The organism is Pseudomonas sp. LBUM1643 (genome assembly GCF_059716215.1).
The window spans coordinates 719,048-740,041 of the sequence record NZ_CP166813.1 but is presented as its reverse complement, the minus strand read 5'-3'; the positions used below and the strand labels follow the sequence as shown (position 1 = coordinate 740,041).

Sequence of the window (20,994 nt, the reverse complement as noted above, 5' to 3'; positions counted from 1 at the left end):
ACCAACGCCCATGCAGCCAGAATCCTCAAGCCCCAGCGATTTGATCTATGGCCTCAACGATCGTCCGAAACCACTCGCCGCTATCCTGGCCGCCCTGCAACACGTACTCGCCAGTTTTGTCGGCATCATTACCCCGCCGCTGGTCATCGGTTCAACGCTGGGACTCACCGCCCACTTGCCCTACCTGATCAGCATGGCGTTGATGGTTTCGGGTGCCGGAACCTTCATTCAGGCACGCAGGCCGTTTGGCATCGGGGCCGGGATGATCTGCTTGCAAGGCACCAGTTTTGCGTTCCTGGGCGCGGTGTTGTCGGCAGGATTTCTGGTCAAACAGCGCGGTGGCAGCCCGGAAGATATCCTGGCGATGATTTTCGGCGTGTGCTTCTTTGGCGCCGTGGTGCAGATAGTCCTGAGCCGCTTCATCGGCCAACTGCGCCGGGTGATCACGCCATTGGTGACCGGGATCGTGATTACGCTGATCGGCATCAGCCTCATCAAGGTCGGCATCACCGACCTGGGTGGCGGCTTCAACGCAGCGGACTTCGGGGCGCCGGGCAATCTCGCCCTGGGCGTATTCGTGCTGTTGACGATCATCCTGCTTAACCGTTCGAACACCCCCTGGGTCCGACTCTCTGCCATTATCATCGGCCTGGTACTTGGCAGCCTGGCTGCCTGGTTCAGCGGAAAACTGGTGCCGCAGCCATTGCCTGACGTCCCGCTGATCAGTCTCCCAATCCCATTCAAGTTCGGCTTCAACTTCGACTGGAGCGCGTTCCTGCCAGTCGCACTTATCTACTTGATCAGCACCATCGAAACCGTCGGCGACCTGACAGCCAATTGCATGCTCGCGCGCCAGCCCATCACGGGGTCTTCCTATATCAATCGGTTGAAGGGAGGAGTACTCGGTGACGGCGTCAGTTGCGTCATCGCCGCCACTTTCAGCGCGTTCCCCAACACCACGTTCGCGCAGAACAACGGTGTGATTCAGCTCACCGGCGTGGCCAGCCGTTACGTCGGGTTATACATCGGCGCAGTGCTGTTTTGTCTCGGGCTGTTTCCCCTGATAGGCGCGGTGCTGCAGCAGATCCCCAAACCGGTGCTTGGCGGTGCAACGCTGGTGATGTTCGGCAGCGTCGCGGCCGCCGGCGTACGTATCCTTGCCCAGGCGCCACTGGACCGACGCAGCATGTTGATTATCGCCACGTCCTTCGGAGTGGGCTTGGGCATAGCGGCGCAACCCAACCTCTTGCACCTGATGCCCAAGCTGGTACAGAACCTGTTCGATTCGGCGATTACCAGTGGAGGACTGACCGCGATCCTGATGTGCCTTCTGCTCCCTGAAACCAAAACAATCCCCGCTGCTGCCAATCAGGCACTGAAAGCCGAGCCGATCGAGCAGGTGTAGGGCTTTTATCGTGACAGGACTTGTCTGATACACGTGGGTGCGCTATCAACGCACTGGTTGCACCCACCTACCAGTTCGGAAGTGCCTATGACCTTTGAAGTCCCAGCTCACGGCGGAAAACCTGCCAGCCGCATTCGTCAGAAGAACGAAGAGACCATCATCAAAGCCGCTGAAGACGAATTCGCGCGTCACGGTTTCAAAGGCACCAGCATGAACACCATCGCCCTGAATGCCGGGTTGCCAAAAGCGAACCTGCATTACTACTTCACCAATAAACTTGGTTTGTACGTCGCGGTGCTGAGCAACATCATCGAACTGTGGGATAGCACCTTCAACACCCTGACAGCCGAGGACGATCCCGCCGAAGCGCTGACGCGGTACATCCGCGCGAAGATGGAATTCTCGCGACGTCAGCCGCAAGCCTCGCGGATTTTCGCGATGGAAGTCATCAGTGGAGGCGAATGCCTGACCGAGTACTTCAATCAGGACTACCGTGCCTGGTTCCAGGGCCGCGCTGCGGTGTTCCAGGCGTGGATCGATGCGGGCAAAATGGACCCGGTCGACCCGGTCAACCTGATCTTTCTCCTGTGGGGCAGCACCCAGCATTACGCTGACTTTGCCACGCAGATCTGCCGTGTCAGCGGGCGCACCAAGTTGACCAGGCAGGACATGGAAGACGCCGGCAACAACCTGATCCGCATCATCCTCAAGGGCTGCGGCCTGACGCCCACTATTTAAGATACCTATGCCTTTTACCCTCAGCGGTTTTTGCGAATACCGCGAAGAGATTCGCAAAAGTCGCTTCATCACTTTCGCCGCACCGATCGGTAGCCCGGCTGAAGCCCAGGCATTCATCGAGCAGCACAGCGACTTGAATGCCACGCACAACTGCTGGGCGTGGAAGCTGGGTGATCAATACCGCAGCACCGATGACGGCGAGCCGGGCGGCACAGCGGGTCGTCCGATTTTGGCGGCCATCGACGCACAGGACTGTGATCAGGTCGTGGTCTTGGTGATTCGCTGGTACGGCGGGATTCAACTCGGCACCGGCGGCCTCGCCCGGGCGTATGGCGGCGGGGCAAACAAATGCCTGCAAAACGCGCCGAAAGTCGAGTTGATCAGCCGGGTGCCCCTGAGCTGTGCCTGTGGGTTTGCCGAGCTGCCATTGGTGAAACTTCGTGTGGCAGAGCTGGGAGGCCTGGTGACCGAGGAGACATTCACCGCCAATGGCGTGGAACTGCAATTGGCGGTAGGTGAAGCTCAGATCGATACCCTTCAGACGCTGCTGGCAGATCTCAGTCGCGGGCGCATTTTGTTGCAACGTTAAGAAGCTCAGAGGAGCGCAGCCTGCGATCTTTTGGAGCATCGCCCAACCCTCATGCTCCCGACACTTGCCCACATCTACTGTGCATCCGGCTGTGGATAACCTGAGCACACTCGGCTGTAACCCTTCTGTCATGCGGCTTTGCGGGCTTTGTACATTTTTTGCCCAATTTGCTATGAAAACAAATAAATCGATGTAAAAACAATCAGTTAGCGTCGTATATCGCCGTTAGAAGAAAGCCGATCAGTGCTTATGCCCGTCGCGAGAGCTTGCGCACAAATACTGTGGAGCAATCTGTGGATAACCCGTTCATGCCTGTCGCTGCCCCATATCCTGCATGGCTTGCGATGCGTTGCTCGTTTTTTGACCAGCCAAACCAGGGCAAAAACGGTGCTTGTTCAATGGTTCCGCCCTTAAGTAGTGCCGGGGCAATACACAATCTCGCTCGAAGTACCGTCCTCAACGCCCCTACCCTGAGCATTTTCGACTTTTCCTGACTCAATGGCCAGGAAATTGCTTTATCCACAGGCATAACTCCAATCGACCCGAGCCTGTCATGCCCAACCCCGTGCCGATCTCCGACCCAACACCCCGCCTGCAGATGCGCAAAATCTCCAAGCGTTATCCCGGTTGCCTGGCCAACGACGCCATCGACCTCAGCATCGCACCGGGCGAAATCCACGCCCTGCTCGGCGAAAATGGCGCGGGCAAAAGTACTCTGATGAAGATCATTTATGGCGTCACCCAGGCCGACTCGGGAGAGATCATCTGGCAAGGGCAGCGGGTACACATGCGCAATCCAGGCCAGGCCCGCGGTTTGGGGATCGGCATGGTGTTCCAGCATTTTTCCTTGTTCGAAACCCTGACCGTGGCGCAAAACATTGCCTTGGCCATGGGCGCGGCTGCCGGTACGCCTAAACAGCTCGAACCCAAAATCCGTGAAGTATCCCAGCGCTATGGCATGGCGCTGGAACCCGAGCGACTTGTCCACAGCCTGTCCATCGGCGAACGGCAACGGGTGGAGATCATTCGCTGCCTGATGCAGGACATCCACCTGTTGATTCTCGATGAACCGACGTCGGTGCTGACACCTCAAGAGGCCGACGATTTGTTCGTCACCTTGCGGCGCCTGGCGTCGGAAGGCTGCAGTATCCTGTTTATCAGCCACAAGCTCAGTGAAGTGCGTGCGTTGTGCCACAGCGCCACAGTATTACGCGGCGGTCGAGTGGCCGGGCATTGCATGCCGACCGAATGCTCCGATCAGCAACTGGCGCGGTTGATGGTCGGAGAAACCACCGAGCTGATCACCGATTACCCAAAGGTCATTGGCGGTGATGTCTTTCTCAACGTGAAGAGTGTGTCCTGGCACAATCCGGACCCGTTTGGTTGCTCGCTCAAGGCCATCAATCTTGAAGTGCGCGGCGGCGAAATCGTCGGCATCGCCGGTGTCGCCGGCAATGGCCAGGATGAGTTGCTCGCCTTGCTCAGTGGTGAGCAACGGCTGCACCACAACGACGCCGACAGGATCCGTTTCGGCAGCCAACCCGTGGCCCATCTGCGACCCGATGCGCGACGTAAACTCGGCCTGGCCTTCGTTCCCGCCGAGCGCCTGGGCCACGGCGCGGTGCCGGAACTCAGCCTGGCCGACAACGCACTGCTGACTGCCTTCCAGCGCGGTCTGGTGAACAACGGCCTGATACAACGCAGCAAGGTCGAAGCCTTGGCCGAAGAGATCATCCACCGCTTCGGTGTGAAAACACCCAATACACAAACCCCGGCCCGCAGCTTATCCGGCGGCAACCTGCAGAAATTCATTCTCGGTCGGGAGATCCTTCAACAACCGAAACTGCTGATCGCCGCGCACCCGACCTGGGGCGTGGACGTCGGCGCAGCCGCCACCATTCACCGAGCGCTGATTGCCTTGCGCGATGCCGGTGCGGCGATTCTGGTGATCTCCGAAGACCTCGACGAACTGTTCCAGATCAGCGACCGGTTGGGTGCCTTGTGCAGCGGCCAGATGTCAACGCTCAAGGCCACCGCCGACACCCGACTGATCGATGTCGGTCGCTGGATGGCCGGTCAGTTCGACGCCCCTCAATCACCTGCACCCGCAACGGTTTAACGGAGTCACACATGCTGCTTTCTCTAGAACCCCGTGGTCAGCAATCACGCCTGATGCTGTGGTGCTCGCCCTTACTGGCGGCTGTCCTGACGCTGGGCTGTGGCTCGCTGTTGTTCATTGCGCTCGGGCACGACCCGTTGCTGACATTGCACACGTTGCTGATCGCGCCCATCAGCGATCTGTATGGCGTTTCCGAACTGTTGGTCAAGGCGCTGCCGATACTGCTGTGTGCCTTGGGCCTGGCAGTCGCGTATCAGGCGCGAATCTGGAACATCGGTGCCGAAGGCCAATTGCTGCTCGGGGCGCTGGCTGGCAGTGCATTGGCAGTGAACATCATCGACCTGCAAAGCCGCTGGGCATTGGTGTTTATCCTGCTCACCGGGACCCTGGCCGGCGCGGCGTGGGCCGGGCTGACGGCGTGGCTGCGCACACGTTTCAATGCCAACGAAATTCTCACCAGCATCATGCTCAACTACATCGCCCTGAACCTGCTGCTGTTCTGCGTACATGGGCCGCTGAAAGACCCCGCCGGGTTCAACTTCCCGGAGTCGGCCATGTTCGGCGACGCCAGCCGATTGCCGCTGCTGATGGAAGACGGGCGAGTCCACGCCGGCGTGTATTTCGCCTTGCTCGCACTGGTCGCGGTGTGGGTGCTGCTGCAAAAAAGCTTCGTCGGGTTCCAGATCAAAGTGCTCGGGCTGGACAAGCGTGCTGCCGGATTTGTCGGTTTCCGCGAGAAGCGGCTGATCTGGCTGGCGCTATTGATCAGCGGCGGTTTGGCCGGGCTCGCCGGCGTGTGCGAAGTCACCGGCCCGATCGGCCAATTGGTGCCGCAGGTCTCTCCCGGATATGGCTACGCCGCGATCACCGTGGCGTTTCTCGGGCGCTTGAATCCGATCGGCATTCTGTTTTCCAGCCTGCTCATGGCCTTGCTGTACATCGGCGGCGAGAGCGCGCAGATGAGCATGAACCTGCCTCAAGCCATCACTCAATTGTTCCAGGGCATGATGCTGTTTTTCCTGCTGGCCAGTGACGTGCTGATTCTCTACCGACCGCGCTTGAACCTGCGCTGGGCCCGCCGCGCCCCCACTACCGTCGTACAAGCAGGAGCGCTGTGATGGATATCGATCTGCTGAGCAATATTTTCTACGCCATGGTCCGCTGTGGTACGCCGCTGCTGTTGGTGGCATTGGGCGAACTGATCTGCGAGAAGAGCGGCGTCCTCAACCTGGGCCAGGAAGGCATGATGCTATTTGGCGCGGTGATTGGTTTTATCGTTGCGCTGAACAGCGGCAACCTGTGGCTCGGCGTGTTGCTGGCGATGCTTGCCGGGATGCTGTTGTCGTCGCTGTTTGCCGTGGTCGCGCTGGTGTTCAACGCCAATCAGGTGGCTACCGGGTTGGCGCTGACGATTTTTGGCGTGGGTCTGTCGACCTTCGTCGGTGCTGCCTGGGTAGGTAAGCCCCTGGCCGGCTTTGAACCGATCGCCATTCCCTACCTGAGTGAAATCCCGCTGATAGGGCGGATGCTGTTTGCCCAGGATCTGTTGGTGTATCTGTCGTTCGTGCTGTTTGCGCTGGTGGCATGGCTGATCGTGAAAAGCCGCGTCGGGTTGATCATTCAGGCCGTCGGGGAAAACCCTGACGCCGCCAGCGCCATGGGGTTGCCGGTGCTGGGTGTGCGGACCCTGGCGGTATTGTTCGGCGGTGCGATGGCGGGATTGGCCGGGGCTTACTTGTCCCTGGCTTACACGCCGATGTGGGCCGAAAACATGAGCGCCGGACGTGGCTGGATTGCCTTGGCGCTCGTGGTTTTCGCCAGCTGGCGGGTCTGGCGTTTGTTGCTCGGGGCTTACCTGTTCGGGCTCGCCAGCATCCTGCACCTGGTGGCGCAGGGATTGGGGCTGGCGATTCCGTCGAGCCTGCTGGCGATGCTGCCCTACGTCGCGACCATTGTGGTGCTGGTGCTGCTATCGCGGGATGCGGTGCGTACGCGGTTGTATGCTCCCATGTCGTTGGGGCAGCCGTGGCAGGCCGGGCATTAGTGTTTACCGGGCCGGCCTCTTCGCGGGCAAGCCCGCTCCCACATTGGATTTATGTCGATTACAAAAGCCAGGTTCGACTCGGTCACTGTGGGAGCGGGCTTGCCCGCGAAGGCGTCCGAACCGGCAACACCTGGACCACGCCCCACGCCAACTCAAAGACCAAAAAAACCACTAATAACGAAGTGGCACCATGGAGCAAGGCATACAACTGCCAGGCAGCAAACAGAAATCGCCCGACAGCGTCATACCGCCCATACACCTGCTGCGGATCACGAATCCGCAGCACTGCCCACACGCAGACAATCGACCCCAGCAGATTCGCCATCAGCATGTGCATCGGCTCGAATGCCGGCAGCTCCCCGGGCAGATCAAACGCAACACTTAAACCCGCCAACACTCCATGCAATGCAGCAAAACTCCACGGCGTGGCAAACGCGGCGGTCACGATCAGGTCATACCAGGCGCTGCCCCGCACCAATCGGGTGTACTGCGATGAAGTCCACATCGGCCTTGCTCCATAAATTCAGGGAGCAACAAGGCTAAAGCCTGGAGTATGCTCCAGGGTCAAGCCCCTCTCGAGACGTCATGATGCGCATCGGTGAATTAGCCCAGGCCAGCGCGGTCAGTCGTGACACGCTGCGCTTCTACGAGCAGCGTGGATTGATCGCCGCACAACGCAGCGCCAACGGCTACCGCGATTACCCCGCGGACATGGTGCAACTGGTGCTCTACATCAAGACAGCCCAACGGCTGGGTTTCACCCTCGGCGAAATCGGCAAGAGCGTCGCCGCGTTGTGGCAGTCCCCCGACCCGGACAGCGCTGTTACACAACTGCTGCAAGACAAGCTCAAGCTGATCGAAGCCCGCATGACCGAACTCGGCGCGTTGCGTCACGAGTTACAGCAACGACTCGGGCAACAATGTCCGTTGCAACAGTCTCCGTTAAATCCGTGATCTCCATTCAAAGGAAACCCTCATGACTTCGGCAAAAACCGCACTCATCATCGGCGCCTCACGGGGCTTGGGCCTGGGACTGGTGAAAACCCTGCTGGCCGATGGCTGGCAAGTCACCGCCACCGTCCGCAATCCGCAGAACGCCCAGGCCTTGCAAGCCTTGGGCAATGTGCGCATCGAAAAACTCGACATGGACGATCAGCAGGCCGTCATCGCCCTCAGCCAACAGCTCAAGGGCGACGTATTTGATCTGTTGTTCGTCAATGCCGGGGTCAAGGGTCCGGATGTTCAGACGCCGGGCGGCGCTACATTGGCTGAAGTCGGCCAGTTGTTCTTCACCAATGCCGTGGCGCCGATCAATCTGGCTCAACGTTTCGCCGGGCAGATTCGTCCGGACAGTGGCGTGCTGGCGTTCATGAGCTCAGTGCTGGGCAGCGTGACCATGCCTGACGCGCCAGAACTGGCGTTGTACAAAGCCAGCAAGGCTGCACTCAACTCAATGACCAACAGCTTTGTGACGCAATTGGGCGATCAGAAACTCACCGTGCTGTCGCTGCATCCAGGTTGGGTCAAGACCGACATGGGTGGCGAAGGCGCTGATATCGATGTGGAAACCAGCACCCGCGGGCTGATCGATCAAGTGAACGCGTACACCGGCAAGGGTGGGCATCACTTCGTCAATTACAAAGGCGAAACCATTCCCTGGTAACCCCCTCCCCATACCTGTGGGAGCTGAGCTTGCTCGCGATGCGGTACCTCAGTCGAAATCATGGCGACTGATACACACCCATCGCGAGCAAGCCTGGCGCCCACAGTTGTTCAACGTCTGGTCGGGCCGGGCTTGCTCGCAAAGCGGTTTTATCCGAAACTCCGCACCTCGCCCCCGCGGCGAACCTGGATCAGCAGACAGGGCAACACTGAGCTGGCAACCCTGAACCCAATTTTCAGAGGAGCCGGCCAACATGCCTGCGACCCGTACCTGGTTAAAAAACCCCCTCGCGATTTTCACAGCCAACGACCTCGATGCCCGTGGCGGCCTGGTGGTGCAAGACGGCGTCATCGTCGAAGTGCTCGGCGCTGGCCACCAACCTTCCTCGCCCTGTGAGCAGGTCTTCGATGCTCGCGAGCATGTGATCCTGCCGGGCCTGATCAACACCCATCATCACTTCTATCAAACCCTGACCCGCGCCTGGGCACCGGTGGTTAATCAGCCGCTGTTTCCGTGGCTGAAAACCCTCTATCCGGTCTGGGCTCGCCTCACCCCGGAAAAGCTCGCCCTCGCCACCAAAGTCGCGCTGGCCGAATTGCTGCTGTCTGGCTGCACGACCGCAGCCGATCACCATTACCTGTTTCCCGAAGGCCTGGAAAACGCGATCGACGTACAAGTCGAGAGTGTTCGCGAGCTGGGCATGCGCGCCATGTTGACTCGCGGATCCATGAGTCTCGGTGAAAAGGACGGTGGCCTGCCGCCGCAGCAGACCGTGCAGCAAGGCGAAGTCATCCTCGACGACAGCCAGCGTCTGATCGCCGCCTACCACGAACGGGGCAACGGCGCTCAAATACAGATAGCCCTGGCGCCTTGCTCGCCGTTTTCGGTGACGCCGCAAATCATGTCCGCCAGCGCTGAACTGGCGAACAAACTCGATGTGCGCCTGCACACTCACCTGGCCGAAACCCTCGACGAAGAAGACTTCTGCCTGCAGCGCTTTGGCCTGCGCACCGTGGATTACCTGGACAGCGTCGGCTGGCTCGGCCCGCGCACCTGGCTGGCCCACGGCATTCATTTCAACCCCGATGAAATCACCCGCCTCGGCGCTGCCGGCACCGGTATCTGCCATTGCCCAAGCTCGAACATGCGCCTGGCTTCCGGCATTTGCCCGACCCTGGACCTGACCGCAGCCGGCGCATTGCTCGGTTTGGGGGTGGATGGTTCTGCGTCCAACGATGCCTCGAACATGATGCTCGAAACCCGTCAGGCGCTTTACATTCAGCGGCTGCGTTATGGCGCTGAGAAGATCACGCCGGAACTGGTCCTGGGCTGGGCAACCAAAGGGTCGGCCAGTTTGCTGGGCCGCACCGACATCGGTGAGCTGGCAGTCGGCAAACAGGCCGATCTGGCGCTGTTCAAGCTGGATGAGCTGCGTTTCTCCGGCAGCCATGATCCGGTTTCAGCGTTGTTGCTGTGCGGCGCGGATCGTGCGGACCGGGTGATGATCGCCGGCAAGTGGCGCGTGATAGACGGGCAGGTCGAGGGGCTGGATCTGAAAGGCTTGATCGCCGATCACAGCCAGGCGGCCCGTCAGCTGATTGCCGGCTCCTGACACAACAAAAATCAATAACTGTGGGAGCGAGCCTGCTCGCGATGGCCGATTTTCGGACACCAATGATGTCGCCTGACACTCCGCTATCGCGAGCAGGCTCGCTCCCACAATTGGTTTTTCGGTAGTTTTAAAGTCCGAGCAGCGACAACATGATAAACGTCGCAAACAGCACAAAGTGCGTCATCCCTTCAATGGCATTGGTTTCGCCATCGTTGAGGTTGATCGCGCTGACGATCAAGGTCAGGAAAATCATCACGGTCTGCACCGGTGTCATCGCCATCTGAAATGGCTGCCCGGTATAGAGCGCCATCGCTTCCATCACTGGCACGGTCAGGATGACTGTCGACAGCGACGCTCCCATGGCGATGTTGACCACCGACTGCATGCGATTGGCCAAGGCCGCGCGCAACGCCGTCAAAATCTCCGGCGCCGCTGAAATCGCCGCCACCAGAATGGCCGTGATCACCGGCGGTGCTCCCGTCCCTTCCAGCCCCAGATCGAGCGTCTTGGACATCACCTCCGCCAGCGCCCCAATCACCACCACACCAAACACCAGCGTGCCGATGGAAGTGGCCAGGCTGACCGGTGCCGGTTCAGTCTCTACCGGCTCTTTGCGGCGACGTTTTTCCGGGTAGCTGTAGCTGAAAAAATAACTGTGCGGCCCGACCTGCATGCGCAGGAACAGCGCATAAAGCACGACCATCGCACCAATGGTGAAACCCGAATAAATTTTCCAGTTCGCCTCGGGAATGAACTCCGGCACCACCATCGACACGCCCATGGCGGTAAGGATCATCACGCTGTAGCTACGCGCCGAATCGTCGTTGTAGGACTGCTCACCATGCTTGAGGCCGCCCATCAGCGCCGCCAGGCCGAGGATGCCGTTGATGTCGAGCATCACCGCCGAATAAATCGTATCGCGCACCAAAGTCGCCGAGGCTTCGTTTCTCATCATGATGGCCAGGATCACCACTTCCACCAGCACTGCGGCCAGCGTGAGGATCATCGTGCCGTAAGGGTCGCCGACCTTTTCCGCGAGCAGTTCGGCGTGATGGGCGACGCGCATGGAAGCAGCGACGATGAACGCGATCAGCACCAGACCACCGATCAACGCCACGACCTGGCCGCTGTGCAGTAACCAGTGCTCCAGCGGATAAGCGACGAACGCGGCGATCAGGGCCAGCAGCAGAAACTTTTCTTGCTTGAGGAGTGTGAGCATTGCGGGCCTTTTACCGAGTGAGGCGAAACTTGAGTGATGAGCTACTGACTGCGGTACGGCGCTAACGTTTCGTTACACCTTAGCGCACCAGTGGATGGCGGCTGCGTCAGGCCATGCACTTTTATTGGCCAAGCGGCCCCCTTCGCGGGCAAGCCCGCTCCCACAGGATTTGCGCAGGTCATGTGGGAGCGGGCTTGCCCACGATGGCCATTACGCGGTCTTTAGCCATTTGTTGTCTTATTGGTCAGCAATTTGCATTGCACTCGCCAACCTCAAAATAAAATGGAGTTCGAGTTCATGCATAAACGTCCGTTGAAGAAGCTGATGTGCGCCGTTGCCGCAGCCATCGGTCTGAGCACCAGCCTGACCGTCACTGCCGTCGAGCCGCTGAAAGTCGGTTTCGTCTATATCGGTCCGATCGGTGACCACGGCTGGACGTATCAGCATGAACAGGGGCGCAAGGCACTGGCCGAAAAGTTCGGCAACCAGATCACCACCAACTACGTAGAAAACGTCCCCGAAGGCGCCGACGCAGAGCGGGTGATCCGCAACATGGCCAAGGACAAGTACGACCTGATCTTCAGTACCTCTTTCGGCTACATGAACCCGACCCTGAAAGTCGCGAAGCAATTTCCCAAGGTGACCTTCGAACACGCCACGGGGTACAAGCAGGACAAGAACCTCGGCACCTACCTGGCGCGTACCTATGAAGGGCGTTATGTCGGCGGTTTCCTCGCCGCCAAGATGACCAAAACCAAAAAAATCGGCTACGTCGCGTCCTTTCCGATCCCGGAAGTGATCCGCGACATCAACGCCATCCAGCTGGCCCTGAACAAGTACAACCCCGGCACAGAAATCAAGGTGGTGTGGGTCAACTCCTGGTTCGACCCGGGCAAGGAAGCCGACGCCGCCAACGCACTGATCGATCAGGGCGTCGACGTGGTGTTCCAGCACACCGACAGCCCGGCGCCGATCCAGGCCGCCGAACGTCGTGGTGTATATGCCGTCGGCTACGCTTCGGACATGGCGCACTTCGGGCCGAAAGCGGTGCTGACGTCCATCGTCAACGACTGGGGACCGCACTACATCCAGGCGACCCAAAGCGTGCTCGACCATTCATGGAAATCGCAGGATTACTGGGGCGGTTTGAAGGAAGGCACGGTTGAGTTGCCGATCAGCGACCTGGTGCCTGCACCGGTGAAGGCCGAGGCCGAGCAGATCATTGCCGACATCAAGAGCGGCGCGTTCCACCCCTTCACCGGGCCGATCAAGGACCAGGCTGGCGTGGAGAAAATTCCGTCCGGCGTGACAGCGACCAATGCCGAGCTGGCTTCAATGAACTACTACGTCGAAGGCATGAAGGCCGACATTCCGAAGTAATTCTTGCACTACACACAATCCCCTGTGGGAGCGAGCCTGCTCGCGATAGCGGTATCTCAGTAGACATCAGTGCTGCCTGACTCACCGCTATCGCGAGCAGGCTCACTCCCACATTGGGTCTTCAGCGTTCTTAAGGACTGCGCATGAATCAGCTTCCCATCATCGACATCGCCCCGCTCTACACCGACGATCAATCCGCCTGGCAATCTGTCGCCAGCCAAATCGACCACGCCTGCCGCGAATGGGGCTTTTTCTACATCAAGGGCCACCCGATCAGCCCATCGCGCATCGACGCCTTGCTCGTTCGGGCCAAACAATTCTTCGCCCTCCCCACTACCGAAAAACTGCAGATCGACATCACCCGGACCCGCCACCACCGCGGCTACGGCGCCATCGCCACCGAGCAACTCGATCCAGGCAGACCCAGCGACCTCAAGGAAACCTTCGACATGGGACTGCACCTGCCAGATGACCACCCTGACGTGCTGGCAGAAAAACCCTTGCGCGGCCCCAACCGTCACCCATCGATACCTGGTTGGGAACCCCTTCTGGAGCAGCATTACCTCGACATGCAGGCGCTCGCCCAAACCCTGCTGCGGGCCATGACGCTGGCGCTGAAGATCGAGCCCGACTTCTTCGACACCCGCTTCAATCAACCCGTCAGCGTATTGCGAATGATCCACTATCCGCCCCGTCACACCGCCAGTTCCGAGGAGCAACAAGGCGCCGGTGCGCACACTGATTACGGCTGTATCACCTTGCTGTATCAGGATGCCGCCGGCGGCCTGCAAGTGCGCAACGTCAAGGGCCAGTGGATCGACGCACCGCCCATCGACGGCACGTTCGTGGTCAATCTCGGCGACATGATGGCGCGCTGGAGCAACGACCGTTACCTGTCCACGCCACACCGGGTGATCAGCCCGCTGGGTGTGGACCGTTACTCGATGCCGTTCTTCGCCGAACCGCATCCGGACACCGTGATTGAATGCTTGCCCGGCTGCCAGGATGCACGGCATCCCGCGAAGTATCCGACCACCACGTGCGCCGAGTTCCTGTTGTCGCGCTTCGCTGACACCTACGCCTATCGACGGGAACCCGAAGGGGTGTGATGAACCGGCTGGTCAGGTTTTACCAATTGTTGCCGTGGGCATCTGTAGAATGCCCGGCATCTGCACCTGATGAGAAAAGACTATGTACGACTGGCTGAACGCCCTGCCCAAGGCAGAACTGCACCTGCACCTCGAGGGTTCGCTGGAGCCTGAGCTGTTGTTCGCCCTGGCCGAGCGCAACAAGATCGCGCTGCCGTGGAGCGACGTTGAAACCCTGCGCAAGGCGTACGCCTTCAATAACCTGCAAGAGTTTCTCGACCTGTATTACCAGGGCGCCGACGTACTGCGCACCTCCCAGGACTTCTACGACCTGACCTGGGCGTACCTGTTGCGCTGCAAGGCGCAGAACGTGATTCACACCGAACCGTTCTTCGATCCACAGACCCACACCGACCGTGGCGTGCCATTCGAAGTGGTACTCAACGGCATCGCCAGCGCACTGAAGGATGGCGAGCAGCAGCTGGGCATTACCAGCGGTCTGATCCTGAGTTTCCTGCGCCACCTGAGCGAAGAAGAAGCCGAAAAGACCCTCGACCAGGCGTTGCCGTTCCGGGATGCGTTTGTGGCTGTCGGCCTGGACAGCTCGGAAATGGGTCACCCGCCAAGCAAGTTCCAGCGGGTATTCGACCGCGCCCGTCACGAAGGCTTCCTGACCGTGGCCCACGCTGGTGAAGAAGGCCCGCCCGAGTACATTTGGGAAGCCCTCGACTTGCTGAAAATCCAGCGCATCGACCATGGCGTTCGCGCCATTGAAGATGAACGCCTGATGCAGCGAATCATTGACGAGCAGATTCCGCTGACCGTTTGCCCGTTGTCGAATACCAAGCTTTGCGTGTTCGATCACATGTCTCAGCACAACATTCTGGACATGCTGGAACGTGGGGTAAAAGTCACCGTGAATTCCGATGACCCGGCGTACTTTGGCGGCTATGTCACCGAGAATTTCCACGCGCTGTACACCGATCTGGGCATGACCCAGGATCAGGCCAAACGCCTGGCTCAGAACAGCCTGGATGCGCGGTTGGTAAAACCTTAAGACTCACCGCCCACCAAATGTGGGAGCGAGCGTGCTCGCGAAGACGGTATATCAGTCGGTAATGATTTTGACTGACACACCGCCATCGCGAGCAGGCTCGCTCCCACAAGGGTTGTAACCAGAATCCCAAAGTCCCGGGCGTCGCGGCAATCGCGCGTTAAACAGCCATTTCCAGCTCGGTTTCCCTGGCAAAACGATGGATTTCACGTTGCCCCGTTACCGTCACCAGCAACGCGGGTGAATCGTTCGGCAGGCTCAGCCATCCGGATTGCATGAACAGTTGCAATAAAGCCGCACCCAGTGGACCGCCCATGTGCGGACGTCGCTCGCTCCAGTCAGGGCATGCGCAGGCAACTTTACCGTTTTGATGAGCCAGTGCCTGAATGTACACACCCCGCAAGGCCAACTGCGTTGCGCCCTTGTGCGTGATGGACACTCGCTTGTCGTGTTGCTCGATCCATCCGGCATCCACAAGGCGTTGATACAGATCGGCGGCCAGGGTACCGCCCAAATGCTCCTCGCAAAGCCTTGCACGCAACAATGGCGAAGGCACTGCCTGGGGTTTGGCCACAGGTACCGAGCGTTTGAATACATCTGGAATTGGCTGAGGAGTGCTGGCCAGCGTGGCGCTGGCCAAAGCCTGGACCGCGGCGCCCACTTCCGGCGCAGCAAGACGGAAAAACCGCTTGCGTCCACGAACCTCGACTTTCAACAGACCTCCGGCAGACAACCGCCCCAAATGGGCATTGGCTGAAGAGGGCGACAGGCCAGCCAGAAGCGCCAGGTCTTCGGCCTGGCGTGCGGAACCGTCCATCAAGGCCCACATCATTGCGCTGCGCTTTGGGTCAGCCAGCAACGTGGCAATCTGGCTGATGCAAGGTGCATGTTCCATGTATTCACTCCCTGTTGAATCGTTTGTCGACTGCTCGCAGACATCTTGACCCTTATTGTTTTCTCGGCCAAGGCGTCGAAAACACCCTGCTCCGGGGCAACTTCGGCCACCCGCGTACGCCATGTCTGACAAAGGGGGATGCAAGTATAAGCAGGCGGGACGCCACTTCCTGTCGTCCCGGAAACCCTGGGTGGTGATAGTTCCTGTGGGAAATTTCTCTATTTAACTGCGACTAATGATCACCTGCGGCTAAAGTCGGAAATTGCCCGCTCAACGTGGCGCATCGACTGGCAAGCATTTCTCGCAAAAGGTTCACGGGCTTACTCAGTTGTGCGCGATGAGCGCACAACAGATTCAGCGGCGCACGCTCACAGGTCAGCTCCGGGATCAGCAGCTTCAGACGACCGGCCAATACATCCGCGGCAACATCGAGCCAGGATTTATAGGCAATCCCCGCTCCCGCCACAGCCCACAGACGCACGACATCGGCATCATCACTGAAACGATCACCACTGACCGTCAGCCCGACTTCGCGCTTGCCGTCATGGAAACTCCAGTGATCGTGAACCCGGCTGCCGAGCATGAAAAGCAGGCAATTGTGCTGAGCCAGTTGCTCGAGTTGACGTGGCTCGCCATGCCGCGCCAGGTAATCCGGCGCGGCGCACAGTACACGGCGGTTATGGGGGGCGATGGGCAGCGCCACCAGACTGGAGTCTTCCGGCTCGCCGTAACGCAGGGCGATGTCTACCGGCTGGCGGAACAGGTCGGCGATACGGTCTCCCAACAGCAAGCGCACCGAGAGCTTCGGATGTTCGCGCTGGAACTCGTCCAGCCAGGGCAGCAACAGGTTACGGCCGAAGTCCGAAGGTGCCGACAGCTGCAAAATGCCGCTGACCTGATCCTGGCCGCTGGCCAACAAACGCCGCCCCTCATCGAGATTGCTCAGGGCGGCACGGGCGTACTCGAGAAACCCTTCACCTTCGGCCGTCAGGCGCAGGCTGCGCGTAGAACGAGCCAGCAAGCGGGCACCGAGCTGCTGTTCGATCCGCTTCAAGGCCGCACTGGCCACCGCTGCCGACATGTCCATTACGCGCGCCGCCGCCGAAAGGCTGCCCAGATCCGCCGCCCGGACGAACAACTGCAAGTCATCGAAACGCAGCATCTCTCCACCGATTATCAAAAAAATATTGAAAGAGACTGCTCTTTTAGCGGGTTTTATCTTGTGTAGAAATAGCCAATCATCTGTCCCATCAAAAACAGCCCGTTCCGGAGTCGACCATGTCCCAGCCCTTTACCGCCATCGCCACCCTCGTCGCCAAAGCCGGACAGCAGGACGCCCTCGAAAAGCATCTGCGTGCGCTGCTGGAACCGACCCGTGCCGAGGCGGGTTGCGGTCAATACGATCTGCACCTGGACCTCGCCAATCCGCAGGCCTTCTACATGATCGAAAAGTGGAGTAGCGACGAAGCGTTGCAGGCCCACGACGCCAGCGACCATATCCAGAATTTCCGCGCAACAGCCGGCGACCTGATCGAACTCTTCGAACTCAAGCGCCTGCGTTTCGTGGCCTGAGTCCTTCTTTTATTACCCACTTTTTGGAGTTACCCATGAAAGCCATCGCCTACTACGCCTCACTGCCGATCACCGACGCTAAGTCCCTGCAAGACATCGAACTGCCAGAGCCCGTCGCCGGGCCGCGGGACCTGTTGGTGGAGGTCAAAGCCATCTCGGTCAATCCGGTGGACACCAAGGTCCGCCAGAACGTCCAGCCAGAAGAAGGCGCGGCGAAAGTGCTGGGCTGGGACGTGGCGGGCGTGGTCAAGGCCGTGGGCAGTGAAGTGACCTTGTTCAAGGCTGGCGACAACGTGTTCTATGCAGGCTCCATTGCCCGCGCTGGCGGCAACAGCGAGCTGCACGTGGTGGACGAGCGGATCGTCGGCCATATGCCGACCACGTTGAGCTTCGCCGAATCGGCTGCCCTGCCGCTGACCGCCATCACTGCCTGGGAATTGCTCTTTGAACGCCTGCAGGTACGCGAAGGCCAAACCGACGAAGGCCAGAGCCTGATGATCGTCGGTGCCGCCGGCGGTGTCGGTTCGATCCTCACGCAACTGGCCAGCCAACTGACTGGTTTGAAAGTGATCGGCACCGCTTCGCGCCCGGAAACTCAAAGCTGGGTGCGCGAGTTGGGGGCTGACCTGGTCATTGATCACAGTCAGCCGCTGGGCGAAGAGCTCAAGCGTGCGGGTGTCGAGCACGTCACTCACGTCGCCAGCCTGACCCAGACTGATGCTCATTTGGATCAATTGGTCGAAGCGCTGGCGCCCCAAGGGAAGCTGGCGTTGATCGACGATCCGAAAGCACTGGATGTGACCAAGCTCAAGCGCAAGAGCCTGTCGCTGCACTGGGAGTTCATGTACACCCGCTCGCTGTTCGAAACCGCGGACATGATCGAGCAGCACAAACTGCTCAACCGCATCGCTGAGCTGATCGATGCCGGAACGTTGAAGACCACGGTCGGCGAGCACTTCGGCACCATCAACGCGGCCAACCTGCGCCGCGCTCACGAACTGCTGGAAAGCGGCAAGTCCAAAGGCAAGATCGTGCTGGAAGGGTTCTAAAAATATAATTCAAAACATTGCAGCCTGATGCGGACACCGCCACAGGCTGCGATGTTTTGATGCTCAAACCGTCAGTCCGAAGCTTGACCCTCGTCACAATTGCGATCGTATTCAGGACTACAATCGAGTCCTCTGCGATGCAGTCTTTTACCGATAGGAGGTCAGCAATGAATATCCTGATAAAAGAAGTGGCCAAGTCCCAATGGCAGGTTCGTCTCGACCAGCACGCCGTGACATTCCGCAGCGAAGCTGAAGCGCTGGCCTTCACGCGCACACTCGAAGCGCGTCTGCATGCCCCTCATCAATTTCCCCAGAACCAGCAGCAGCGCGCGGCTGGTTGAGTTCGGCCTCAGGCCTTGGCCTGCGCCAGCGTCCGGGCATTTTGCAGACGCCAGGTGAGCATCGCTGCACTCACCACCAGAATCCCGCACAAACTGATGACCATGGCCATCGGCACGGCGGTGCCGTCGTATAAAATCCCCACCAGCGCTGCAGCCCCGGCGGCAACACTGAATTGCAGGCAACCGAGCAACGCCGACGCACTGCCAGCGCGGGCACCCTGTCCATTCATCGCACACGCCGACGCGTTCGGGAGAATGCAGCCAAGGCTGGCGATGCAGATAAACAGCGGAATCAGCAGCGGCCACAAGTCCTCGGTGTGCAGCGAACTAACGGCCAACAGCGCCAGTCCGGCGGCCAAGTAGACCCACACCGCTCGTACCAGCAGGAACGCCGGACCACGCTTGGCCAACAACCGGGCATTCACCTGCGCGACCAGAATGAACCCCGCCGCATTGGTGCCGAACAGCCAGCCGAAATGTTCGGGTGGCACACCATAGAGCTTGATGAAAACAAACGGAGAACCGGCGATGTAGGCAAACATCCCGGCGATGGCGATGCCTCCGGTCAAGGCGTGGCCGAGGAACACCGGGGCCATCAACAAACGACCGTACTGGCGTAATGCACCCGACAGTGGTTGCCGCGGCAGATGAGCGGGCATGCTCTCCGGCAAGCCAAGCGCCACAGCCAACGCCGCCAGCGCACTGAATCCGGTGAGCACCAGGAATATCGACTGCCAGCCCGTGGTATTAACCAGCAATCCGCCCAGCATCGGCGCGAGAATCGGCGCCAGGCCCATCACCAGCATCAGCTGTGAAAAGACTTTTGCCGAGCCCACCGCATCGCATTTGTCGCTGACGATCGCCCGCGAGATCACCATTCCCGCGCATCCACCCAACGCCTGGATAAAGCGCGCGCCCATCAGCCATTCAAGATTCGGTGCGAAGGCACAAGCCAACGAGGCAAGGGTAAACAGGACGACACCGCTCAACAAAGGAACGCGGCGCCCGAACCGATCCGCGATCGGACCGTAGACCAGTTGACCAATAGACAAGCCAAGGAAGTAGGCCGCCAGCGTCAACTGCACATGCTGCTCATCGGTGCCGAAAGCCAAAGCCATCGCCGGGAAAGCAGGCAAGTAGAAATCGATCGCCAACGGCCCGAAAGCGCTCAGCGCGCCAAGTATCAAAATGCTACGGAAGTTCATCAGGCATCCAGTGGGACAAGAAAGCAACAGCCCCACAGTCTAGCTGCGCATGGACGCCTTGAACATTCCGATAGGTCGCTAACTAATAAAAAGCCTCAGGCTACTTTCGCCTCATAGCCCTCTTCGGTGATCGCGGCGATCACCTGCTCGACTGACAAGGCGCTCTCAACCCCGACTTCTTTTGCCGCGAGATCAATGCGCACGCTCGCTGCCGGATCCTTCGCTTGCAAGGCCTGGGTGATGGTTTTGACGCAGTGACCGCAGGACATGCCTTGAACGTTGAATACTTGCATGGGATGACTCCTGTAGATGAGGTTTGACAGCAGTCTCAAGCTTGCCACCATGACAAGGTCAAGATCTGAAATCATCGGCCGGGCTGGCATTCGCTGCCGGGCTCGGCCAAGCTGCGTACATCAATGACTTCGACATCAGGAGATTCAGCCATGCGCTGGTCAGCTCTCAGCCTGTTTGGCTTTCTCAGCCTCTTCGCCGCCGCGCCTTCGGTCTACGCCGCCGGGGAGGACTACGGTGTGCTGATCATTTCCCGCGAGCGCCTGGAAGTGTCGACCAACTGCGAAATCGGCGTTTATCTCCAGGATCAGCTGTCCGCGCGACTGTTTCAGGAACAAAGCACTTCATTCAACCTGCCACCGGGTGACGTGTCGTTGCGCCTCAAACTGCTGCCAGGCCAGGCACCGGGGTGCAATCCGGGCATGCTCGCACCGGGATCGCAGACCATCACGCTGAAGGCCGGTGATGTGTTGAAGTTCCGCATTGCGATGACGCAGGAAGGGATGTACCTCAAACCCGCCGCGTTGGGGTACTGAATCGCCCTTGAAAGATCGCAGCCCGCGGGATTGTGTTGATACGCGGTCAATGTAGGAGCTGCCGCAGGCTGCGATCTTTTGATCTTTTGATCTTTTGATCTTTTGATCTTTTGATCTTTTGATCTTTTGATTTCGAAACATGACGCTTGACCTTGCCAGCATGTCAAGGTTGATCCTGTAGTCATCCACTACAG

At 59.4% G+C, this 20,994-nt stretch carries 22 protein-coding genes; 16 read left to right on the top strand and 6 right to left on the bottom strand.

Going from position 1 to position 20,994, the window contains the following annotated elements:
• Positions 1–10: 10 nt before the first annotated feature.
• From ACA063_RS03225 to ACA063_RS03200, 6 genes are all read left to right on the top strand, one after another.
• Positions 11–1,405 carry a uracil-xanthine permease family protein gene (locus ACA063_RS03225; protein ID WP_497664768.1) on the top strand — a complete coding sequence of 465 codons (1,395 nt, stop codon included), beginning with the start codon at positions 11–13 and terminating at the stop codon, positions 1,403–1,405.
• An 87-nt stretch (positions 1,406–1,492) separates the two neighbouring features.
• The gene (locus ACA063_RS03220; RefSeq protein WP_497664767.1) at positions 1,493–2,143 is read left to right on the top strand and encodes a TetR/AcrR family transcriptional regulator; all 651 of its coding nucleotides are present in this window, start codon (positions 1,493–1,495) and stop codon (positions 2,141–2,143) included.
• A 7-nt stretch (positions 2,144–2,150) separates the two neighbouring features.
• Entirely contained in the window at positions 2,151–2,732 is a 582-nt protein-coding gene (locus ACA063_RS03215; RefSeq protein WP_194691489.1) for an IMPACT family protein, read from the top strand.
• Positions 2,733–3,285: 553 nt separating this feature from the next.
• Positions 3,286–4,851, top strand: coding sequence for an ABC transporter ATP-binding protein (locus tag ACA063_RS03210; protein WP_497664766.1), 1,566 nt, complete (start codon positions 3,286–3,288; stop codon positions 4,849–4,851).
• Positions 4,852–4,862: 11 nt separating this feature from the next.
• Positions 4,863–5,969 carry an ABC transporter permease gene (locus tag ACA063_RS03205; protein WP_497664765.1) on the top strand — a complete coding sequence of 369 codons (1,107 nt, stop codon included), beginning with the start codon at positions 4,863–4,865 and terminating at the stop codon, positions 5,967–5,969.
• Positions 5,969–6,895 (top strand): ABC transporter permease, encoded by a 927-nt coding sequence (locus ACA063_RS03200; RefSeq protein ID WP_497664764.1) that lies wholly within the window; start codon positions 5,969–5,971, stop codon positions 6,893–6,895. The genes ACA063_RS03205 and ACA063_RS03200 overlap by 1 nt, the downstream gene beginning before the upstream one ends.
• 82 nt (positions 6,896–6,977) lie before the next feature.
• Here the strand turns inward: ACA063_RS03200 and ACA063_RS03195 are convergent, their stop codons facing one another.
• Complete coding sequence (locus tag ACA063_RS03195; RefSeq protein ID WP_497664763.1) at positions 6,978–7,400, bottom strand: hypothetical protein; 423 nt, start codon at positions 7,398–7,400, stop codon at positions 6,978–6,980.
• Positions 7,401–7,483: 83 nt separating this feature from the next.
• On the opposite strand from ACA063_RS03195, the gene ACA063_RS03190 reads away from it, so the two are divergent.
• From ACA063_RS03190 to ACA063_RS03180, 3 genes are all read left to right on the top strand, one after another.
• Positions 7,484–7,849, top strand: a complete 366-nt coding sequence (locus ACA063_RS03190; RefSeq protein WP_497666465.1) for a MerR family transcriptional regulator — start codon at positions 7,484–7,486, stop codon at positions 7,847–7,849.
• A gap of 22 nt (positions 7,850–7,871) precedes the next feature.
• The gene (locus tag ACA063_RS03185) at positions 7,872–8,558 is read left to right on the top strand and encodes an SDR family oxidoreductase (RefSeq protein ID WP_497664762.1); all 687 of its coding nucleotides are present in this window, start codon (positions 7,872–7,874) and stop codon (positions 8,556–8,558) included.
• A 253-nt stretch (positions 8,559–8,811) separates the two neighbouring features.
• Positions 8,812–10,170 carry an 8-oxoguanine deaminase gene (locus ACA063_RS03180; RefSeq protein WP_497664761.1) on the top strand — a complete coding sequence of 453 codons (1,359 nt, stop codon included), beginning with the start codon at positions 8,812–8,814 and terminating at the stop codon, positions 10,168–10,170.
• Between the two features lie 127 nt (positions 10,171–10,297).
• Here ACA063_RS03180 and ACA063_RS03175 read toward each other — a convergent pair whose 3' ends face one another.
• The gene (locus tag ACA063_RS03175; RefSeq protein WP_497664760.1) at positions 10,298–11,389 is read right to left on the bottom strand and encodes a calcium:cation antiporter; all 1,092 of its coding nucleotides are present in this window, start codon (positions 11,387–11,389) and stop codon (positions 10,298–10,300) included.
• 297 nt (positions 11,390–11,686) lie between these two features.
• On the opposite strand from ACA063_RS03175, the gene ACA063_RS03170 reads away from it, so the two are divergent.
• The 3 genes from ACA063_RS03170 (at position 11,687) to ACA063_RS03160 (ending at position 14,914) form a co-directional block, all read left to right on the top strand.
• Positions 11,687–12,769, top strand: coding sequence for a BMP family ABC transporter substrate-binding protein (locus tag ACA063_RS03170; protein ID WP_497664759.1), 1,083 nt, complete (start codon positions 11,687–11,689; stop codon positions 12,767–12,769).
• Positions 12,770–12,912: 143 nt separating this feature from the next.
• Complete coding sequence (locus ACA063_RS03165) at positions 12,913–13,878, top strand: isopenicillin N synthase family dioxygenase (protein WP_497664758.1); 966 nt, start codon at positions 12,913–12,915, stop codon at positions 13,876–13,878.
• An 82-nt stretch (positions 13,879–13,960) separates the two neighbouring features.
• The gene (locus ACA063_RS03160) at positions 13,961–14,914 is read left to right on the top strand and encodes an adenosine deaminase (protein ID WP_162440102.1); all 954 of its coding nucleotides are present in this window, start codon (positions 13,961–13,963) and stop codon (positions 14,912–14,914) included.
• A gap of 157 nt (positions 14,915–15,071) precedes the next feature.
• Here the strand turns inward: ACA063_RS03160 and ACA063_RS03155 are convergent, their stop codons facing one another.
• Entirely contained in the window at positions 15,072–15,806 is a 735-nt protein-coding gene (locus ACA063_RS03155; RefSeq protein WP_497664757.1) for an ArsR/SmtB family transcription factor, read from the bottom strand.
• A gap of 232 nt (positions 15,807–16,038) precedes the next feature.
• Entirely contained in the window at positions 16,039–16,968 is a 930-nt protein-coding gene (gene vimR, locus ACA063_RS03150) for a transcription regulator VimR (protein WP_497664756.1), read from the bottom strand.
• Between the two features lie 116 nt (positions 16,969–17,084).
• Between vimR and ACA063_RS03145 the strand changes: the two genes are divergently transcribed.
• The 3 genes from ACA063_RS03145 (at position 17,085) to ACA063_RS03135 (ending at position 18,768) form a co-directional block, all read left to right on the top strand.
• Positions 17,085–17,378 (top strand): putative quinol monooxygenase, encoded by a 294-nt coding sequence (locus ACA063_RS03145; RefSeq protein ID WP_497664755.1) that lies wholly within the window; start codon positions 17,085–17,087, stop codon positions 17,376–17,378.
• Positions 17,379–17,413: 35 nt separating this feature from the next.
• On the top strand, positions 17,414–18,427 hold the full coding sequence (locus ACA063_RS03140) for a zinc-binding alcohol dehydrogenase family protein (protein WP_497664754.1): 1,014 nt from the start codon (positions 17,414–17,416) through the stop codon (positions 18,425–18,427).
• 167 nt (positions 18,428–18,594) lie between these two features.
• A complete protein-coding gene (locus ACA063_RS03135; RefSeq protein WP_194691499.1) occupies positions 18,595–18,768 on the top strand; it encodes a hypothetical protein in 174 nt (57 codons plus the stop codon).
• An 8-nt stretch (positions 18,769–18,776) separates the two neighbouring features.
• Here ACA063_RS03135 and ACA063_RS03130 read toward each other — a convergent pair whose 3' ends face one another.
• A complete protein-coding gene (locus ACA063_RS03130) occupies positions 18,777–19,973 on the bottom strand; it encodes a multidrug effflux MFS transporter (protein ID WP_497664753.1) in 1,197 nt (398 codons plus the stop codon).
• A 95-nt stretch (positions 19,974–20,068) separates the two neighbouring features.
• Positions 20,069–20,266 (bottom strand): heavy-metal-associated domain-containing protein, encoded by a 198-nt coding sequence (locus ACA063_RS03125; RefSeq protein ID WP_497664752.1) that lies wholly within the window; start codon positions 20,264–20,266, stop codon positions 20,069–20,071.
• 150 nt (positions 20,267–20,416) lie between these two features.
• Here ACA063_RS03125 and ACA063_RS03120 point away from each other — a divergent pair, with 150 nt between their 5' ends.
• Complete coding sequence (locus ACA063_RS03120) at positions 20,417–20,800, top strand: hypothetical protein (protein ID WP_162440095.1); 384 nt, start codon at positions 20,417–20,419, stop codon at positions 20,798–20,800.
• Positions 20,801–20,994 lie beyond the last annotated feature (194 nt).

Bases quoted from the DNA above. Each gene is read 5' to 3' on its own strand.
- ACA063_RS03225 (WP_497664768.1), top strand. From the start codon at position 11: ATGCAGCCAGAATCCTCAAGCCCCAGCGATTTGATCTATGGCCTCAAC.
- ACA063_RS03220 (WP_497664767.1), top strand. From the start codon at position 1,493: ATGACCTTTGAAGTCCCAGCTCACGGCGGAAAACCTGCCAGCCGCATT.
- ACA063_RS03215 (WP_194691489.1), top strand. From the start codon at position 2,151: ATGCCTTTTACCCTCAGCGGTTTTTGCGAATACCGCGAAGAGATTCGC.
- ACA063_RS03210 (WP_497664766.1), top strand. From the start codon at position 3,286: ATGCCCAACCCCGTGCCGATCTCCGACCCAACACCCCGCCTGCAGATG.
- ACA063_RS03205 (WP_497664765.1), top strand. From the start codon at position 4,863: ATGCTGCTTTCTCTAGAACCCCGTGGTCAGCAATCACGCCTGATGCTG.
- ACA063_RS03200 (WP_497664764.1), top strand. From the start codon at position 5,969: ATGGATATCGATCTGCTGAGCAATATTTTCTACGCCATGGTCCGCTGT.
- ACA063_RS03195 (WP_497664763.1), bottom strand. From the start codon at position 7,400: ATGTGGACTTCATCGCAGTACACCCGATTGGTGCGGGGCAGCGCCTGG.
- ACA063_RS03190 (WP_497666465.1), top strand. From the start codon at position 7,484: ATGCGCATCGGTGAATTAGCCCAGGCCAGCGCGGTCAGTCGTGACACG.
- ACA063_RS03185 (WP_497664762.1), top strand. From the start codon at position 7,872: ATGACTTCGGCAAAAACCGCACTCATCATCGGCGCCTCACGGGGCTTG.
- ACA063_RS03180 (WP_497664761.1), top strand. From the start codon at position 8,812: ATGCCTGCGACCCGTACCTGGTTAAAAAACCCCCTCGCGATTTTCACA.
- ACA063_RS03175 (WP_497664760.1), bottom strand. From the start codon at position 11,389: ATGCTCACACTCCTCAAGCAAGAAAAGTTTCTGCTGCTGGCCCTGATC.
- ACA063_RS03170 (WP_497664759.1), top strand. From the start codon at position 11,687: ATGCATAAACGTCCGTTGAAGAAGCTGATGTGCGCCGTTGCCGCAGCC.
- ACA063_RS03165 (WP_497664758.1), top strand. From the start codon at position 12,913: ATGAATCAGCTTCCCATCATCGACATCGCCCCGCTCTACACCGACGAT.
- ACA063_RS03160 (WP_162440102.1), top strand. From the start codon at position 13,961: ATGTACGACTGGCTGAACGCCCTGCCCAAGGCAGAACTGCACCTGCAC.
- ACA063_RS03155 (WP_497664757.1), bottom strand. From the start codon at position 15,806: ATGGAACATGCACCTTGCATCAGCCAGATTGCCACGTTGCTGGCTGAC.
- vimR (WP_497664756.1), bottom strand. From the start codon at position 16,968: ATGCTGCGTTTCGATGACTTGCAGTTGTTCGTCCGGGCGGCGGATCTG.
- ACA063_RS03145 (WP_497664755.1), top strand. From the start codon at position 17,085: ATGTCCCAGCCCTTTACCGCCATCGCCACCCTCGTCGCCAAAGCCGGA.
- ACA063_RS03140 (WP_497664754.1), top strand. From the start codon at position 17,414: ATGAAAGCCATCGCCTACTACGCCTCACTGCCGATCACCGACGCTAAG.
- ACA063_RS03135 (WP_194691499.1), top strand. From the start codon at position 18,595: ATGAATATCCTGATAAAAGAAGTGGCCAAGTCCCAATGGCAGGTTCGT.
- ACA063_RS03130 (WP_497664753.1), bottom strand. From the start codon at position 19,973: ATGAACTTCCGTAGCATTTTGATACTTGGCGCGCTGAGCGCTTTCGGG.
- ACA063_RS03125 (WP_497664752.1), bottom strand. From the start codon at position 20,266: ATGCAAGTATTCAACGTTCAAGGCATGTCCTGCGGTCACTGCGTCAAA.
- ACA063_RS03120 (WP_162440095.1), top strand. From the start codon at position 20,417: ATGCGCTGGTCAGCTCTCAGCCTGTTTGGCTTTCTCAGCCTCTTCGCC.